The sequence below is a fragment of the Neomoorella sulfitireducens genome, assembly GCF_024733845.1.
GTDB lineage: Bacteria > Bacillota > DSM-521 > Neomoorellales > Neomoorellaceae > Neomoorella > Neomoorella sulfitireducens.
The window spans coordinates 47266-65569 of record NZ_JANRHG010000005.1 but is presented as its reverse complement, the minus strand read 5'-3'; the positions used below and the strand labels follow the sequence as shown (position 1 = coordinate 65569).

Sequence of the window (18304 nt, the reverse complement as noted above, 5' to 3'; positions counted from 1 at the left end):
ATGCCCTGACGGCAGGTGAAACTGAAATGAGCCAACAGGATAACCATAACCTGTTTAAGGAAGCCTATGCCCGGTACGCCGTCGCTATTGCCCGCCCACTTCCACCTGGCAAAATAACCTTTGAACAATTTCTTGCCTGGGCCGATGAAGACACCCTGGCCGAATGGGTTGAGGGAGAGGTTGTCCTGATGACGCCGGCATCATTGAACCACCAAAGATTGGCAGGCTTTCTCCTTGTTATTTTAAGGGAATTTGTTATTACCCATGATTTAGGCGAAGTATTATTTGCTCCCTTTCTGGTACGCCTGCCCGAACCTTTGAAAAGCGCCCGCGAGCCAGACTTGATCTTTGTGGCCAAGGAGAATTCTCCTCTGCTCAAGCCCACCTACCTGGACGGGGCCCCCGATTTAGTAGTAGAAATAACTTCGCTTGAAAGTCTAAACCGCGACCGGCACGTTAAATTTACCGAGTACGAACAGGCCGGCGTGAAAGAATACTGGCTCATTCATCCCGATACCCGCGATGCCGAGTTTTTCCAGCTCCATGACGGCCAGTACCGGCAGATACGGCCGGATGAAGACGGGGTTTATACCTCCCGGGTGCTACCGGGTTTTAGTCTGAAGTTAGATGAATTATGGGAAGAGTTAACGTGACCAGTGTTCAATACTTGCTCAAATCACCCCGGTACAAACCGGGGTATTTTTTTACTGGCCCTCTAAAGCTGCTAGAAGTATTTTTGCTACCTTGATAATAGCCAGCCACATTTTCCATTCGGTGTCATCTTTATTGCTAAAGAAGAAAATCTTACTTGTCCTCTACAGCCTCGCCATAGAATGTCGATATAATGTCCTGGAAGAAAAATTAAAGCGAAGATAATATATATATGGCACTCTAAATACCATTATATGTAATAAAGGAAGGTAAAACTTTTGCGTATTTTAGTAACCGGTGCCGGTGGCTTCATCGGTTCGCATCTTTCGGAAAGACTCGTCAAAGAGGGACATAAGGTACGGGCCTTTGTCCATTATAATTCCCGCAATACATGGGGGTGGTTGGAGGAGAGTGAAGTCAAAGACGATATTGAAGTCTTTGCCGGTGATATCCGTGATTATGACAGCGTCAGAGCTTCATTACGGGGAATAGAAGTAGTATTCCACCTGGCGGCCTTAATAGGGATTCCCTATTCTTATATCACGCCAGTTGCTTATATAAAGACGAATGTTGAAGGTACTTACAATATTTGCCAGGCAGCGAGGGAAGAAGGCCTGAGAAGGGTCGTTCATACTTCTACCTCGGAAGTTTATGGAACGGCCCGGTATGTACCTATTGATGAAAATCATCCCCTCCAGGCCCAATCACCCTATGCTGCCAGCAAGATTGGCGCCGACCAGCTGGCCCTGAGTTTTTACCGGTCTTTTGATTTACCGGTAACTGTAATCCGGCCCTTTAACACCTATGGGCCACGCCAGTCAGCCCGGGCCGTTATCCCTACGATTATCACCCAGCTATTAAGTGGCCAGGAGGAGATACGGCTGGGCAATTTGGCACCGACGAGGGACTTTAACTTCGTTGAAGACACAGTGAACGGCTTTATCACTGCAGGTCTTTCACCACGGACGGTGGGCGAAGTAGTTAATATCGGGAGCGGCCGGGAAATAAGCATCGGCGAGCTGGTTGAGCTGATAGGACAATTGATCGGGATAAAGGTGAAAGTCCGGGTTGATGCGGAACGTTACCGCCCTGAAGCGAGCGAAGTAGAGCGTTTATGCTGTGATAACCGCAAAGCGAACCGGCTGGCAGGCTGGCGACCAGAATACTCCTTAAGTCAAGGACTGGCAATAACAATTGAGTGGTTTAAAAATCACCTGGCTTTATATAAAGCCGGGCAATATAACGTATAAGGCGGCGCCTTGTTGATGCAGGAAATTAAGATACCGCTGGACTGGCCTAATCTCAGTGAGTTAGAGAGGGACTATATTTTAAAAGCTTTAGAAAGCGGCTATGTCTCTTCAGCAGGGCCCCTGGTAAGGGAGTTTGAGCAGCGGTTTGCCGCGTATTTAGGTATCAGCCATGCAGTGGCAGTAGTAAACGGCACGGCCGGCCTGCACCTGGCCCTGAAATTATTGGGGATCGGACCAGGGGATGAAGTTATTGTACCGGCCCTTACTTTCATTGCCACGGTTAATCCGGTGGTATACGTTGGGGCCAGGCCGGTAGTGGTCGACGTTGATCCCCGGACGTGGAACATCGATCCCGCTGCGATAGAAAGAGCTATTACCAAACATACCCGAGCGATAATACCGGTTCACCTCTACGGCAACCCGGCCGATATGGACGCCATCCTGGGATTGGCCCGGGAGTATGGGCTGTACGTCATCGAAGATGCTACCGAAGCTTTAGGCTCAACTTACAAAGGAAAGAAAGCAGGTACTTTCGGACATATAGGCGTTTTTAGCTTCAATGGCAATAAAATTATCACTACCGGCGGCGGGGGGATGCTGGTAACAGAAGATCCTGAGCTGGCTCGTAGAGCTAGAATCCTGGTCAACCAGGGCAGGGAGCCGGGGGAAAGCGAGTACGAGCATAAGGAAATAGGCTTTAATTACCGCCTGACCAACCTCCAGGCTGCCCTGGGCCTGGCCCAGCTGGAACGCCTGCCGGAATTTTTGGCGATTAAAAGGCGCAATGCGGCGCTCTACCGCCGGGAATTGCGCAGTATATCCGGGATTGGCTGGCAGGAGGAAACGCCTGGGGCGGAAAGTAATTGGTGGCTTTTTTCTATAACTATTGATGAAGAAGAATACGGGACGGGTAGACAGGAATTAATGAAGCGTTTGCATGATCAGGGTATTCAAGTTCGTCCCTTATTTAAACCCCTATTCCGGCAACCATGTTACCATGGTTACGCCTTTAATTTATGTCCGGTGGCAGACGAATTGTATCAGAAAGGGATAAACTTGCCAAGTGCGAGTTTCTTAACAGTCGAGGATATAAATGTTGTTGCTCGAGCTTTGAAAAGCGGGGCGTGCTGATTAATTATGCCTTTACCGATCGTACTTATTGGGGCAGGAGGCCACGCCAAAGTTGTTGCTGATATAATCAGGAAAACGGGAGCCTATGAAATAATAGGTTGTACAGATCCCCGCAAAGATAATGCCCTGATTTCCTGGGGTATAAAGTATTTGGGTACGGACGAGATATTGCCCGATCTATTGCAGACAGGGGTTAACCAGGCGGCTATGGGCCTGGCCGGTTTTAATAATACTATTCGCAGAAGGTTATATGAAAAAATCCGGGAGTTGGGGTTTATTTTTCCAGTACTTAGTCATCCGGCTGCTAGTATAGCTCCAGGAGTTAGGCTGAGCGAGGCAGCGATTATTATGGCTGCCGCTGTAATTAATCCAGATGTCACTGTTGGTGAAAACGTGATTATTAATACAGGGGCTATAATCGAGCACGATTGTATAATAGGACATTCGGCACAAATTGGTCCCGGGGCGATCCTGTGTGGTGGTGTTATAATCGAGGAAGGAGCTTTTATTGGTGCTGGGGCTTGTATCATTCAGGGTAAAAGAATTGGGCGGGGTGCCATAATAGGGAGCGGGGCGATAGTAATCGAAGATGTGCCTGCAGGTGTGACTGTGGTTGGCAATCCGGCCAGGATCAAACCTTAAATTTTAGAGGGGAGGTTATTAATGGCAGCTAAAGTTCTTGTTATAGCGCCCCACCCTGATGATGAAACCCTGGGAGCCGGGGGCACGTTACTGCGCCATATTGCCAGCGGGGATGAAGTTTACTGGTGCGTAGTCACCCATGCCTTTGCCGACTCTACTGAAGCCTATTGTAAAGAAAGATTGTGGATGATTGAAAAGGTGAGCCGGGCTTATGGTTTCGTTAAATATTTTCTCCTGGATTTTCCGGCTGCTGCTTTAGATACTGTGCCTATACGTCGCCTTATTGATGCGTTATCAAAAGTTATTCAAGAAGTAAAGCCGGATATAGTTTATAGTGTGGGGGATAGTGATGTTAACACGGACCACGACGTAGTTTATCGTGCCCTTATGGTGGCTACCAAGCCGGTTTATACACCTTTCATACAAGAAATTTTGCTTTACGAAGTTCCTTCAAGTACAAACTGGGGGTTCCCAGAAAAGAGTGTTCGCTTTCAACCTAATACATTTGTTGATATTTCTAAATTTATAGAGAGAAAGATAACAATAATGCGTTATTTTGGGGAAGAAATAAAAACATTTCCGCATGCGCGCAGTGAAGAAGGTGTAACAGCTTTAGCTATATTTCGTGGTGTTCAAGTAGGTATAACCCAAGCTGAGGGGTTTAGATTAATTAGGAAAATGATTCGGTAAGATTCATATATGGGGGTAAATAACCAGCTATGTATGATGTAACAGAGGAAGTTTTATGGGCAGATAAACTCGAGGTTTCATTATTACCGCGTACGATCAATCTTGAGTTTACTAATAGATGCAATTTAAGATGTGATTTTTGCATAAACCATCAACCAACGTTTAGGAAAAAGGGGGATTTGCCGGAGCATATTTTAGATAATCTTATTATAGAATTACCACCAAGCACTGAAATTTCTATATGTGGTGTAGGGGAGCCGACCCTCCACCCAAAGTTTAGTAGATACTTAGAAAAACTAAGTTCTCATTTCAGTAACCTCTCGTTAGTGACCAATGGTCAAAACCTTACACCAGCAATCATTGATAGTGTTATAGCTTCCAATATTAATAAAGTGATTGTTTCCCTTGACTATTTTTCCGAGGAAACGTATAAAATGCGTAAAGGAGGAGACTTCTGACGTGTTTGTCAGGGAATTAAAGAGTTATTTACTGCTAGAAAAAATATTGAAAATAAGTTATCTATCCAAATAAACATGTTAGCACAAAAAGACCAAGAATCGGAAATCGAGAGGGCGATTTCATTCTTTAATCAATTTTTAGGACCGAATGATTGCATATATACAAGGTCAATTAAGTCTTTAGCGGGACAGGTTAGAGTAGCAATTATGACTGAGGACTCATGGCTGGGATTAGAAAAATTTAAAGAAGATTTATCTAAACGGATAGATACATCTAAGTTTGTTGTAGAAAATTGGTGTAAGTTGTTAAAACTAAAGGGACCCATTGAAAAAAGGAAAGCATGTCGGCATCCATATAAATACTGTATGATCTTATGGGATGGTACAGTTGTTGGATGTTGTATTGATTTTAATGGCCACTTAAATATGGGAAACCTTAACAATGAAAGTCTATATGAGATTTGGACTGGTGAAAGGTATAATCGTTTTAGACGCGCTATGGAAAAGTTGGATTTCAGGAAATATAGGTTATGCGAAAGCTGCGAGGAATGGTATAAATGCATATGAACCCCAAAGATATATATATATATATTTTAAGTAATCCAGATGAAAATAATTGGCGAGGGGTACCTTCTCCTTTTTGGAATCAAATAGGCAGTTTGTGGCAAATTGAATTATTGCTTTACAGATTAGCTTTAATAAAGTTTAGTCCTCGTGTTATAATTTCATTACCCAATGGGTATACCGATGCGCGATTAGGAGAATTAATCCCAAAATATAATTGCCAAATTAAATTTGGAACGCGCTCTTTGGTAGAAAGAGAAAAAGAAATTATAGACTCCTTAAACCCTCACCATCTAGCATTATTTTTTAAAGTTGAACACGCTTTGGTAGATTATATAGAGATAAATGAACTATTATCGATTCTAGCTAATGAGAGCTGTAAAGAAGTTCAATTATACGGCTTTATACCTGGCACAATGCCATATAAGATAGTGAATGGTTCGGGTAACGGTATGAAGCTTATTGAGAGTAATAAATTAGATAGTATGAGATTTGGCGTAGAAATATCCGATAATGATAAAATACGAGGTTTTTCATGGATTGCAAGCAAATTGGGTTCGCGAATTTTAGATATAACACTTGATGAATTGAGTTTATTTCTACAAGAAAATAGAACAAATGTTATGTTTTTCGGGGAAGAAATAGATTATGAAACTATAGATCGATGTGATTTTTGTGGAGGGGGTCTAGATTATCTTCCGGTATCCAGCACATTACCTATAAACTCTTTCGTTCCATGTGATAAATCATATTACATGACATGTAGAAATTGTGGGTTAGTACATCTTAACCCACGTCCTTCAAAAAATTGTCTGAGTCTCTTATATAACTCAAATTATGCTGTAGAACGTTCAGGAAAAGCTCTTTTATCAAGGCATAAAAATTGGCAATGGGTCTTAAAAAAGTTACCTCGAAAACAGAATTTTAGCTTACTGGATGTCGGCGGTAACAGTGGTGAATTCGGAGAATTTCTGGATAAAACTTGTGAATATCATTTAACAGATATAAATGATTCAGCATGTTCATTAGCGAGTGCAAAGGGCATATTAGCTTTTCAAGGTAGATTTGATGAGATTGATTTCCCTAAAAAATATGATTTTATAACTATGTTCGAGTTACTGGAACACCTTCCGTTGGCAGATATAAAGAAATACCTGTATAAAGCGGCTTCATTGGTTAAACCCGGCGGCAGTATTTTTATAAGTACGCCAAACCATGACAGTATACTTAATGATTTTGGTTTAGCATATGCTGAGATTCCATACCATTATTATTTATTTTCGTACTCTATCTTGAAAGCCATAATAGAAACTACGATAAAAAATAAAGAGATAGTTAAAGAATTTTGTGATACTATCGATCTTATGGGCTGGAAGGAATATTGGCTTCGATTTGCATTAGGAAAAAATAAAAGAGAAAAAGCTAAACTTATTTGTCCTGATACGTGGCTTACAGACGATCATTTATTGATCGAAATTAAACTATAAAAATAAGGGCTAAAAAGATGGATAATCGCATAAGGGTACTTCTCACAGCTACAGGTGGGTTGGCGGGATATTCCCACTACCACCTTCTTAAGCGCATCCAGGCTTTTCAAGTAGAGGTAGTACCAGCTGATATAGATAATAGTTTCAGCTATACGACCTTTACTGGCGAAACCCTGGAGATTATTCCAAGAGGGGAAGAGGAAGAGTTTATTGATGCCCTGCTTAAAATCTGTATTAAGAAAGGAGTCAATGTCGTCTTTCCTTGTAGCTCCAATGAACTTGTGCCCCTTGCGAGAAATAGGGACCTTTTTAAATGTCATGAAATAGTTGTAGCCGTTTCTCACAATCCTGTAGAAGTAGCAGTGGTTTGCGATAAGTTGAGCACATTAGATAGAGTAGCTCAACAACCATCGCTTGCTCATTTTGTCCCTAGATATTATCGTCTAAGCAACAAAGTTGACTTGTACCATGCTGCCTATAAGCTGGGCTACTCCCACGAAAAAGTGGTGTTTAAATCCCGTTTTGCCCAGGGGGGCCGGGGAGTGATCTTGCTGGGACAGCCAATAAGGGACGAGTGGCTGAGAAGCAAACATGGTGGAGCTGTGCCCTTAGAATGGCTGGACTTGCTTGTAGAAGAGAACGACCTAGCACAATTTTTTGTTATGGAATACCTGCCAGGTAAGGAGTACAGCGTGGATGTACTATGCTATGAAGGTAAGTCGGAGATTATTATACCCAGGGAGCGAAAGGTAGTTGTCGACGGTAAGGCAGCTGTCAGCAGGCTGGTCGGGCATGAGGTTTTGATAGCCTGTGCCAGGGAATTAATCAAGCTATTCAATCTGTCTTACCTTGTGAATATCCAGTTTAAAGAAGATAGATATGGACAACCCAAGCTTTTAGAAATAAATGCGCGGGTTCCTGGTACGCTGGCTGCCGACTTGGCGGGAGGCATCAATATGTTTGAGGAAACCCTAAATTTAATCTACTATGGGCGAGTTAAAAACCGTGAGGTGCGTTGGGAAACAGAATGCGGCCGCTTTTTCCAGGAGCTATACCGGTAATGGCAGATAATCATATACATTCAACTTTTTCCGATGGTCAAGATGAGCCGGAGGATATGATACGAGCCGCTTTATCTCTAGGAATAAGTTGTCTTTGCTTTACTGATCATGCACGCAAAGAAAGTGATTATATTCCAACCTATTTGGGAGAACTTGAAAAGTTAAAGAAAAAGTATAGAGATAGGGATATTACAATTGGAAAGGGACTGGAAGTAAAGTTTATTGACGAGCAAGGAAATATCGATTTTAATTTATTGTGGGCTCATAGACTCGATAATTTAATTATTTCCTTCCATAAATTTCCTGGCGAAGTTTATCAAAATAAAGGACAGCTTGAATTTAAAAAAACATGGTTTGAAACTTTAAGAGGCTTTACTAGAAAGCATTTAATTATACTTAAACAAGAAAATCCCAAGCTAAGAGTAATTCTGGGTCATCCTTTTAGTATGTGGTTAAAGCTCGGGTTATTTCCAGAACAGAATGAAGTTAGCAGATTAATAGCGCTTGCTAACCAGGCGGGCTTTGGATTGGAAATCAATGTTAACCCAAAGCATCGTTTAAATGATGAATATATCCAGCTTATTGTTAACTCATGTTCTATTATTAGCTGGGGCACAGACTCTCATTCTTGCCTGGAACTAGCAAATAATTCGTCTAGCTTGCTAGAAGCCAGACAATTATATGGAGGTATAAAATCAGGTTATTATGACTCGGCGGAAGGTAATGGTAGTAACAGGTATTCGATCTGAGTATTTTTTGTTAGAGCCTTTATTAGAGGGAATAGAAGCCTCATCTAAATTAGACCTTATAATTGTGGCTACGGGAGCTCATCTTAGTCCCCGCTATGGTTATACATTAGAACAAATTAAGTATAGGTTCAATGATGTAGAAACTATATTATCCCTATTTGATACGGATGAATTGATAGGGAGAGTAAAAGGGCTAGGGTTAATTACAATGGAGCTTGCTGAAATAGCCCGGCGACGGGAGCCTGACTTTTTACTTGTGCTGGGTGACCGCGAGGAATCCCTTGCAGTGGCTACCGTAGGTAATTATTTGAATATTCCTGTCGTACATCTGGGCGGAGGGGATCGGGTAATAGGAAATGTAGACGACCATGTACGTCATGCCGTTACTAAAATGGCTCATTTACATTGCCCTTTTACGGTTCAGAGCGGCCGGCGTATCCTGCAGATGGGCGAGGAGAAATGGCGCGTAACTGTGACTGGCTCTCCAGGGCTTGATGCCATAAAATCACTACCCGACCTTTCTTTAGAGGAACTGGAAACCAGTTTAGGTATCTCTTTGGGTGCCAAGTATTTTGTTTTACTCCAGCATCCTATCTCTTCTGAGTTTACTGAAGGAGCCTCCCAGATAGATGTTACCTTACAAGCTATAGTTAAGGTAGGGCTACCAACTGTAATTATCAAGCCAAATTCCGATCCCGGAACTCGACGGATGATAGAGGTTATTGATGAATATGTACGTAAATATACTTTTTTGCGGGCATATACTAATTTACCGCGCCTACAATTTGTAAATCTTTTGCGTCATGCTGTCGCTTTAGTTGGTAACTCCAGTGCAGGTATCCATGAAGCTCCTTTTCTTCATTTGCCAGCAGTAAATATCGGTAACCGGCAAAAAGAGCGGGAACATTCTAACAACATTATATTTGTACCTTTTGATGTTGACACAATTGCTATGGTGTTAGAAAAGCTTGCGTTCGACACTGAATACCGTTTACAATTTTCCAATTGCATTTCTATTTATGGGGACGGGAATGCGGTTCCACGTATTGTACACTTATTAGAGAGTGTAGAGATAGATCGCAAATTGCTTTATAAAGATTTTATTGATCTTCCTGAAGATAACTGGGAGTGGGGAAATGGGGAACCAGAATGTTTTTATAATAGCCGAAGCGGGCGTCAACCATAATGGCGATTTACGGCTGGCCAGGAAACTGGTAGATGCGGCGGTAGAAGCGGGGGCAGACGCCGTAAAGTTTCAGACTTTCAAAGCTGAAAAAGTAGTTACCCCCGGCGCCGAGCGGGCCCAATATCAAAAAGATAACATGCCCGGAAAAGACGAAAGCCAGCTGGAGATGATTAAAAGGCTGGAATTGAGCTACGCCCAATTTCGGGAGCTTTATGCTTATTGCTGGCATAAGGGAATTATATTTCTTTCTTCTCCCTTCGACCAGGAAAGCATTGATTTTCTGGCCGCACTGGGAGTGCCTTATTTTAAAATCCCTTCGGGTGAAATAACCAACTATCCCTTCTTGCGTCGTATCGCCGGGAAAAAGCGGCCGGTTATCCTTTCCACCGGCATGGCGACCCTGGGTGAAGTGGAAGGTGCGTTGCGGGTTTTGCGGGAAGCCGGGGCGAGGGACATCACCCTGCTGCATTGCACAACCAATTACCCGGCCCTGCCGGAGGAGGTAAATTTAAGGGCCATGCTTACCATGAAGCAGGCCTTCGCTCTACCGGTGGGCTATTCAGATCACACCATGGGTATCGCCGTACCCATAGCGGCAGCGGCCTTGGGGGCAGAAGTGATTGAGAAGCATTTAACCTTAGATCGTACCTTCACCGGCCCGGACCACCGCGCCTCCCTGGAGCCGGGAGAATTTAAAGAAATGGTCGCGGCCATCCGCCAGGTAGAAAAAAGCCTGGGGGACGGCATCAAACGGCCGGCGCCGGGCGAGCTGGCTATCATGCCGGCGGCCAGGCGCAGCCTGGTGGCTGCCAGGGACATAGCCGCCGGGGAAATAATCACGGAATCCTGCCTGACCGCCAGAAGGCCGGGGACGGGCATCCCGCCGAATTTTTGGGACGTAGTGGTGGGCCGGCAGGCCAGGCGGGATATTGCGGCCGGGAGTATTTTAAGTTGGGATATGATTTAAAAGGATAAGGGGTTAACCATGGGTTGGCATGATGATAAGCTGGAGGATATCTGGGCTCTGCCCCAGGAGAGCTTGAAGCTGGCCCTGCCGCGGATGGACAGCGCCGGCCTGCAGGTACTGCTGGTAGGAGATGCAGAACGGCATCTCCTCGGCCTCATTACCGACGGCGACATTCGCCGGGCATTGTTACGGGGTGAAAGTTTAGATGTCCCTGTCAGAAAGGTTATGCAGGCCCAGCCCAAGGTTTTGCCGGCAGGTGTTTCTTTAGAGTTAGCGAGAAGGTTAATGTTGACCCATAATATTCGTCACATTCCCCTGGTAAATAACGAAAACCGGGTAGTGGACCTGTTACTATGGATAGATCTTTTTGGAAGCAAGGTCGAGGAGAGGCCGGAACCGGTGGTGATTATGGCCGGTGGGAAGGGTACCCGGCTGGACCCTTTTACCAAGATTTTACCCAAACCGATGATCCCCCTTGGCGATAAGCCGATAGTAGAAGTTTTAATGGATAGATTTTATGACCAGGGATTTTCGCAGTTTATTCTTTCAGTGGGCTATAAAGCTGAAGTAGTAAAGTTATATTTTAACGATAGCAACGGCCGGCCGTACAAAGTAAATTTTGTCCAGGAAGAAGAACCCCTGGGGACCGCCGGCGCCCTGGGGCTCCTGCGGCAGCAGCTTCAGGGAACCTTTCTGGTAACCAACTGCGACGTTATTATTGAGATGAATTACGGGGAATTGCTGCGTTACCATCATGAGAAAGGGAATGCCCTGACTATAGTAGGAGCCCTGCGGGATTTTACCATTCCCTACGGCGTTTTGCGTACCGACGCCGGGGAATTTCACCAGATAGAAGAGAAGCCCAGTTTCCATTTTCTGGTCAATATCGGCCTGTATGTGCTGGAACCCGAGGTTTTAGAGGGCCTTGATAATAGTTCTTTCATACATATGACGGATTTAATTATGGCCACCAAAGATAAAGGCCTCCGGGTTGGAGTATATCCCCATCATGGCCGCTGGTTTGATATCGGCCAGTGGGATGAATACCGTCAGACCCTGCGGGCCTTCGACGGTCTAAGATAAGGTAATTGCCGGTCCCGGCATCTCCGCAGGCCGCGGTAGCGACCCCAATGGCAGTATCTGTTCACAAGCGGAAAGGAGAAGAATTGATGTATCAAGGTAAAACCATACTCGGTTTTATCCCCGCCCGGGCCGGATCTAAAGGCGTGCCGGGGAAAAACATCAGACCTCTGGCGGGGAAGCCTTTAATCGTCTATACCATTGAAACCGCCAGGGAGAGCGGCGTTTTTGATTACCTGCTGGTTTCGACTGACGGCGAAGAGATCGCCAGGATAGCCCGGGAAGCCGGGGCGGAAGTACCCTTTATCCGCCCGGTGGAACTGGCTACCGATACGGCCCGGGGAAGCGATGTCCTGGCCCACGCCATGGTCTGGTGCGAAGAAAACGGGCGCCTTTATGATTGGGTAATGGTCTTGCAACCCACCAGCCCCCTGCGGGCTGTTGAAGACATCCTGGGAGCATGCCGGTTGATGCTGGAACGTGATGCTCAAGCAGTCGTTTCGGTATGTGAGGTTGACCACCACCCCTGGTGGTGTAACACTCTTCCCGAAGATTTAAACATGGAAAACTTCCTCCGGCCTGAGGTTTTAAATTTAAACCGGCAGGAGCTGCCTGTTTTTTACCGCCTGAACGGGGCGATATATCTGGGCGAATGGGAGTTTTGTAAAAAGGAAAGCTCCTTTTATGGTCCGGGCACTTATGCCTATATTATGCCCAAAGAGCGGTCGGTGGATATTGATAGGGAAATGGATTTTGTTCTGGCGGATGTGTTGATGAGGGATATGAAATGAGAATTACCGCTTGTTTGGAGGTATCATTTTGGGACATATTGTTATTTATAAAGGTCAGTCGCAGTATGATGTACTTCGAGTCTTTGTCGACCAGTTAGGTGAGGCTTTTAAATCCTTAGGTAAAGAGGTTTATATCGTAGACCTTCTGGCCAGCAGTGCCGGTCAGCAATTGCAGGAAGCTTTTAGCCAACCCTGCGAGTTTGTTTTTGCTTTTAATGCGATAGGCTTAGATCTGAAAATAAGCGGGAAATCTTTATATGATTCCCTGGGCATACCTTTTATTGCTGCCCTGGTAGACGATCCAGTTTATCACTTACAGCGTTTGGAATATCCGGCAGAGAATTTGTTAATCGGATGTGTGGATCGTTCGCATATTAATTTTGTTAACAGTTATTATGGTAATCAGCGGACCTGCTTTTTCCTTCCTCATGGAGGATGTAAAGCAAGGGATGTTATTGATTCTAGAAGCGTTCAACAGGATGGCATTCGGGGAATAGATATTTTGTTCGGGGGCTCATATCAAGACCCGGATAATATACGTAATATCTGGGTTAGTCTAAATACTACTATAGCAAGGCTTTTGGATGAAATAGTGGATTATATCCTGGGTAAAGATTATATAAACCTGGCGATGGCGGCTGAAAATGTTCTTGCATCCAGGGGTATTTATCTGAACAATGAACTGTCAAATAAACTGATATTGCTGTTGCCTTTTGTTGACAAATTTGTCCGCGCTTATCGCCGGCGCCAGTGCTTGCATGTGCTTGCCGATTCCGGCTTGAGGGTCCATGTGTATGGTGCCAACTGGGAAAAAGCCCGGATTAAAGCGAAAAACAACTTCTTAATCCATCAGCCGGTGGGCTTCTTAGAAATGCTCGGCTTAATGGAACAGGCAAAGATGGTGCTTAATATTGATCAAAATTTTGCAAATGGCGGCCACGAACGGGTGTTTTCAGCCATGATAAACGGGGCAGCTACACTTTCTAACACTAACAGTTTTTACTCCGAGGAATTCACTGATGGCGAAGATATTATTCTTTATTCGTGGAGCAAACTCCATGAATTACCGACAAAAATTTACGGGCTCCTGGAAAATCCCGATAAAATTGAGTTGCTGAGATTGGCGGGTAAACGTAAAGCGGAAGAAAGACATACCTGGGTTGTCAGGGCGAAAAGAATCCTGGATGTTATCGAGACATATAAGTCGTTAAAGAATCTTAGGGTATCATAAGGCCGCCAGTGCCTAAACCTTTTGTTGCTATTGACGATATAACAATATACAGGAAGGTGCAGTTTTAAGATTCCCTTGCAGGAGGTGGTATGTGACTTACGCTATGATGATTTATAAATGATAGAAAGAACCGGGTTTGTTTTCCAAAGTAAAATGGCAGGGATGCCAAAACTAAAGTCATGGAGGATGAATGTACATGCGTATCAATCAGAACATTTCGGCCCTCAATGCCTACCGGAACCTGACAGTTACCAATAACGCCCTGACCAAGTCCATGGAAAAATTGTCTTCGGGCCTGCGGATCAACCGGGCTGCCGACGATGCCGCCGGATTGGCCATCAGCGAGAAAATGCGCGGCCAGATCAGAGGTCTCAATCAAGCAATTCGCAATGCCCAGGACGGCATCTCCCTGATTCAAACAGCCGAAGGGGCACTAAATGAGACCCACAGTATTTTACAGCGCATGCGGGAACTCGCTGTCCAGTCGGCCAACGATACCAATACGGACGAAGATCGGGCTCAACTCCAGCAAGAAATTTCTCAATTACTGGCGGAAATAGACCGTATTGCTGATACTACTCAATTTAATACTAAGAACCTGTTAAATGGCTCTTTTGCCAATGCAGTGATTCATATCGGGGCAAATTCTGATCAAACGCTTACGGTTACAATAGGAACTATGAGTGTCTCAGCAATCGGGGTTAATGGCTTATCTATCTCGACGCAAACCAAAGCAGATGATGCAATTTCTACTATTGATACTGCTATTAAAAAGGTTTCAACAGAAAGGTCCAAACTGGGGGCCATCCAGAATCGCTTGGAACATACTATTGCCAACTTGAGCGTAGCCTCCGAGAACCTCAGCGCGGCCGAATCCCGTATCCGCGATCTGGATATGGCCCAGGAGATGGTGAACTTTACCAAGAACCAAATCTTGGCCCAGGCTGGTACGGCCATGCTAGCCCAGGCAAACGCTCAGCCGCAGACCGTACTGCAACTTTTACAGTAAAATTAACATCTATATGGCTGGCCGGTACGTACCGGCCAGCCTTATTAAATTAAAAGGAGAATCTGGCTGCTATTATGCAATGTCATTTTGAAATTACAAAGGCGAGAAATGGGGCTTTGACTTTACGATATGGCAATAAATGGTTACATAGCAGTTATGATCCTCTCAACGAGGGAAAGCGCTGGGCGGCTGAAGTTTCTTACCAGCCAGGGGATACCTTAATCGTACTGGGGGTAGGTCTAGGTTATCATTTGGCCGCCTTGGTGGAAAAAGCGAATGAAGTCAAAATTATCGCCGTCGAGCCGGCTGTGGAGTTATTGAAGTATTGCTTTTTCAATCCTGCCTTAAAGAATCTAGAACAAACAGGGAAAATAATAATATTTCACCATGAACAGCCTCTTCAAAATTTTTTAACTGCCCATATCGACCAGTTCCTTTTGGAAAGGGTTAAGGTAATAGAGTACAAACCGTTAGAACGTGTATTTCCACAGGAATTTCTCAAGTACAGGCGGGAGATTAACGATATTTTATTTGGTCTTCTATGCTCTCTCAATACAGCTTTACGTTTTTCTGTAACCTGGACCAGAAATTTCTTTTTAAATCTTGCTAAAGTTTTAACTTCCACGCCGGTGAAGTCCTTTTATGGAGTTTTTCAAAGCAAGCCAGGAATAATTGTTTCTGCCGGCCCTTCTCTGAATAAAAATCTCAGTTTATTAAAAGAAGCAAAAGGTAAGGCTATAATCCTAACCGTGGGCACGGCACTTAAGCCGGTTTTGGCTACAGGCATTAATCCCGATATAGGAGTTTCCATTGATGGTGGAAAAGCTAACTTCCGGCACTTTGAGGGAATAGATACTACAGGCTTTCCTCTGCTTTTTGATCCAATTATTTACCCGCGCATCTTAGAAGAGTATAAAGGTTGTTTAATTGCTAGTGTCTATTTTGAAATCTTTCAAACATGGTTGCAAAATTTGGGTTATCTAGACCCCGGACAGGTGCGGATGGGCCCCTCGGTGGCCAATTATGCCTTTGATTTTGCATTAAAACTGGGACTGGATCCCATAATCTTTATCGGCCAGGACCTGGCCTTTACCGGTGGTAATACCCATGCTCGAGGTACGGTTTACGAGAATAGAGAACCAACTAAAGAAAAATCGCGTCTCTTGGAGATAGAAGGTTTTTACGGTGGTAAGGTTATCACCGATCGTTCTTTACATGCTATGTTGCAATATATTGAGACCCAGATTGCTATGACTGCAAACGGGCGCAGAATTATCAACGCTACTGAGGGCGGGGCGCGCATAAAGGGAACGGAAGTTATGACCCTGCGTCAGGCCATTGATACCTACTGTCAGGAGCCATTTAATCCTGATACTAGGATAAAAGAGATTTGTTCTTCTTACCAACCCCTTAACAAAATAAAACCAGGGGAACTAGCTGAAAAAATCAAAGCCGAAAAAGCTGTAATGGAAAAAGCCATAAAGATTTGTCGAACGGGGGAGAGACTGGCTAGGGATTTGGAGTTGGCCTTTACTTCTAAAATGCCCTCTCAGCAGCAAGTTAATAAGATTTTGAAGCGCCTTGATAAGGTTGATGCGGAAATTAATAACTTGCGTGAAGAGTTACTTCCGGTAGCTATGGTCTTTCAACCTGTATGGTTTCAGTTAAATAAAGGGCCCTTTTCCAGGCCCGAGGCTGAATGGCGGGCGGAGGGCTTGCGCCTGGCCAAAAAATCGTTATTATTGTACCAGGGTCTTGCTGAGGGGATAGATATTGTCCAGGATGCCATGGCACAAGCTGCCGAAAGGTTGAGTTCAGTTTGAATAGCATTCAAAAACAAGAGGTGCTTTTGCGTGAAGATCTTTGTTAACGATCGCGAGTGGGCAAATGATGGAGAGTTGGTTAAAACATTGGCTAAAAATAATCAGGTGGTAAAATCTATCAAAATTGACGGGCAGGAATATGCCGGTACATTAGAGCAAGCATTAAATGAAAAACAGGTTCGAGAGATCAGATTAGAAACCGGTTCCTTAGCAGAACTGCTCGAGGAAGTTAAGATTTCAGTCAAACAGTATCTCCCGATTGTAAGGGATAACATGCTTCGTGTAGGCCGCTTTTTCCAAACAGGCAGGGAAGAGGAAGCTTTTTCTATGGTTGTCCAGATAATTGATGGATTGGAATGGTTAATAGAAGCATTTGCAAATATTAATCTAGCCGAACCGGGTTTTTTGCCGGAAGAGCGCATAACTACCTTTAAGGATAAACTTCAGGATTTATTAAAGGCATGGGAGAATAGAGATTACGTACTGGTAGGGGATTTGTTTGAGTATGAACTGGTGCCATTCCTGGATGAATGGGAGGCTGCTTTAAGAGAGAAGAACTGCTTCAACAAAAACTGAAGACGCTTAAATAAAAGCAATGGTAGTATTCCGGCACTCTTCTCCAAAACGCCGGCGCAGTTCCGCGTCCTTGGCCAAGAGGCGTTGGGTTATATCCAGGCGCTTTGCTTTGGAAGGGATCATCCTGGCATAAGGTTTAATGAGGGAGATTAATTTTTGAATCGTGTCCTGACGCCCGCTGTCGAGGCCGTAGCCGTGGCCGTAAGGGAAGGGTTTTAAGCGTAAAGCCAGGCCAAATGTCTTTTCCAGGTGCCGGCGAAGCAAGTCGTTCTCTTCGGCAGTAAAAGCAAAGGTATAAAAAGTGAGACGCGGGAAGATATAAAAGCCGTCTTTTTTACGGCTATAGTTTATAACCAGGCTGCCATCATCCATAAAAAGGCAGGCCAGGCCCACTGGGTGGGTAAGGAGTTTTATGTTTTCCGTTGTAAGACATTTGCGATTATCGAGGTAAAAGGCATGATATAGCCGGGTAAGAGCGGGCAGGGAGGGGCTGCGCAAATGATTATCCCTTGTAATTTTAAAACCAAGCCTTTCAAGCTGGCCTGCTTTCCAAACCCGGTAGTCCCGCTGGGATGGGGCAAAATGTTCGCGATAAAAAGCCTGGCGGCTGCGCGGCGCGAACCCAAGGCAGCCATCACCGATTAGGCTGCCAACGATGATATTTAGTTCATACGGGTTCGGCTCAATGCCCGGTAGATTGTCTAAATATTTTTCTTCCTTGGCCTGCATTAGTTTTTTATGTAGCTCTTGTTTATAGCCATCGCTTTTTTTAATGCCGTATCGAGAGGCGAGTTTGCGCAACCTATTTTCGGTTATTCCCAGCTCTTCTGCCAGGAGCTTATTGTCGGTGTCGGGGTAATGCTGGGCTAAATAGGCTTGTAAATCTTCGTGTGACATCTTTGCACCTGCTTTTACCGGCATATCAAAGCTATATTTAGTATAGCATACGAACTAATGT

At 44.5% G+C, this 18304-nt stretch carries 19 protein-coding genes; 18 read left to right on the top strand and 1 reads right to left on the bottom strand.

Features of this window, described 5'->3' with window-relative positions; genetic code table 11:
- Positions 1-26 precede the first annotated feature (26 nt).
- From NWF31_RS06790 to NWF31_RS06710, 18 genes are all read left to right on the top strand, one after another.
- The gene (locus tag NWF31_RS06790) at positions 27-653 is read left to right on the top strand and encodes a Uma2 family endonuclease (RefSeq protein ID WP_258359756.1); all 627 of its coding nucleotides are present in this window, start codon (positions 27-29) and stop codon (positions 651-653) included.
- 276 nt (positions 654-929) lie between these two features.
- Positions 930-1901, top strand: a complete 972-nt coding sequence (locus tag NWF31_RS06785) for an NAD-dependent 4,6-dehydratase LegB (RefSeq protein WP_258359755.1) — start codon at positions 930-932, stop codon at positions 1899-1901.
- Between the two features lie 15 nt (positions 1902-1916).
- Complete coding sequence (locus NWF31_RS06780; RefSeq protein WP_258359754.1) at positions 1917-3032, top strand: LegC family aminotransferase; 1116 nt, start codon at positions 1917-1919, stop codon at positions 3030-3032.
- A gap of 6 nt (positions 3033-3038) precedes the next feature.
- Entirely contained in the window at positions 3039-3674 is a 636-nt protein-coding gene (locus NWF31_RS06775) for an acetyltransferase (protein WP_258359753.1), read from the top strand.
- A gap of 21 nt (positions 3675-3695) precedes the next feature.
- Positions 3696-4364 (top strand): PIG-L deacetylase family protein, encoded by a 669-nt coding sequence (locus tag NWF31_RS06770; RefSeq protein WP_258359752.1) that lies wholly within the window; start codon positions 3696-3698, stop codon positions 4362-4364.
- 29 nt (positions 4365-4393) lie between these two features.
- On the top strand, positions 4394-4822 hold the full coding sequence (locus NWF31_RS06765) for a radical SAM protein (protein WP_258359751.1): 429 nt from the start codon (positions 4394-4396) through the stop codon (positions 4820-4822).
- 75 nt (positions 4823-4897) lie between these two features.
- Positions 4898-5389, top strand: coding sequence for an SPASM domain-containing protein (locus NWF31_RS14930; RefSeq protein WP_422880255.1), 492 nt, complete (start codon positions 4898-4900; stop codon positions 5387-5389).
- The gene (locus NWF31_RS06760) at positions 5386-6873 is read left to right on the top strand and encodes a class I SAM-dependent methyltransferase (RefSeq protein WP_258359750.1); all 1488 of its coding nucleotides are present in this window, start codon (positions 5386-5388) and stop codon (positions 6871-6873) included. Before NWF31_RS14930 ends, NWF31_RS06760 begins: the two co-directional genes overlap by 4 nt.
- Positions 6874-6890: 17 nt before the next feature.
- The gene (locus NWF31_RS06755; RefSeq protein ID WP_258359749.1) at positions 6891-7934 is read left to right on the top strand and encodes an ATP-grasp domain-containing protein; all 1044 of its coding nucleotides are present in this window, start codon (positions 6891-6893) and stop codon (positions 7932-7934) included.
- Entirely contained in the window at positions 7934-8683 is a 750-nt protein-coding gene (locus tag NWF31_RS06750; protein ID WP_258359748.1) for a PHP domain-containing protein, read from the top strand. The genes NWF31_RS06755 and NWF31_RS06750 overlap by 1 nt, the downstream gene beginning before the upstream one ends.
- The gene (gene neuC / locus NWF31_RS06745; protein WP_258359747.1) at positions 8658-9869 is read left to right on the top strand and encodes a UDP-N-acetylglucosamine 2-epimerase; all 1212 of its coding nucleotides are present in this window, start codon (positions 8658-8660) and stop codon (positions 9867-9869) included. Before NWF31_RS06750 ends, neuC begins: the two co-directional genes overlap by 26 nt.
- On the top strand, positions 9820-10836 hold the full coding sequence (gene neuB, locus NWF31_RS06740; protein WP_258359746.1) for an N-acetylneuraminate synthase: 1017 nt from the start codon (positions 9820-9822) through the stop codon (positions 10834-10836). Before neuC ends, neuB begins: the two co-directional genes overlap by 50 nt.
- 18 nt (positions 10837-10854) lie before the next feature.
- The gene (locus NWF31_RS06735; RefSeq protein WP_258359745.1) at positions 10855-11919 is read left to right on the top strand and encodes a nucleotidyltransferase family protein; all 1065 of its coding nucleotides are present in this window, start codon (positions 10855-10857) and stop codon (positions 11917-11919) included.
- A 47-nt stretch (positions 11920-11966) separates the two neighbouring features.
- Positions 11967-12707, top strand: a complete 741-nt coding sequence (locus NWF31_RS06730; RefSeq protein WP_258359744.1) for an acylneuraminate cytidylyltransferase family protein — start codon at positions 11967-11969, stop codon at positions 12705-12707.
- Positions 12708-12735: 28 nt separating this feature from the next.
- Complete coding sequence (locus tag NWF31_RS06725) at positions 12736-13938, top strand: glycosyltransferase family protein (RefSeq protein ID WP_258359743.1); 1203 nt, start codon at positions 12736-12738, stop codon at positions 13936-13938.
- A gap of 196 nt (positions 13939-14134) precedes the next feature.
- Positions 14135-14947, top strand: coding sequence for a flagellin N-terminal helical domain-containing protein (locus tag NWF31_RS06720; protein ID WP_277998879.1), 813 nt, complete (start codon positions 14135-14137; stop codon positions 14945-14947).
- Positions 14948-15063: 116 nt separating this feature from the next.
- On the top strand, positions 15064-16770 hold the full coding sequence (locus NWF31_RS06715) for a motility associated factor glycosyltransferase family protein (RefSeq protein ID WP_258359741.1): 1707 nt from the start codon (positions 15064-15066) through the stop codon (positions 16768-16770).
- Between the two features lie 30 nt (positions 16771-16800).
- Positions 16801-17346, top strand: coding sequence for a DUF8042 domain-containing protein (locus tag NWF31_RS06710; RefSeq protein ID WP_258359740.1), 546 nt, complete (start codon positions 16801-16803; stop codon positions 17344-17346).
- A gap of 6 nt (positions 17347-17352) precedes the next feature.
- Here the strand turns inward: NWF31_RS06710 and NWF31_RS06705 are convergent, their stop codons facing one another.
- On the bottom strand, positions 17353-18243 hold the full coding sequence (locus NWF31_RS06705) for an endonuclease (RefSeq protein WP_258359739.1): 891 nt from the start codon (positions 18241-18243) through the stop codon (positions 17353-17355).
- Positions 18244-18304: the final 61 nt, after the last annotated feature.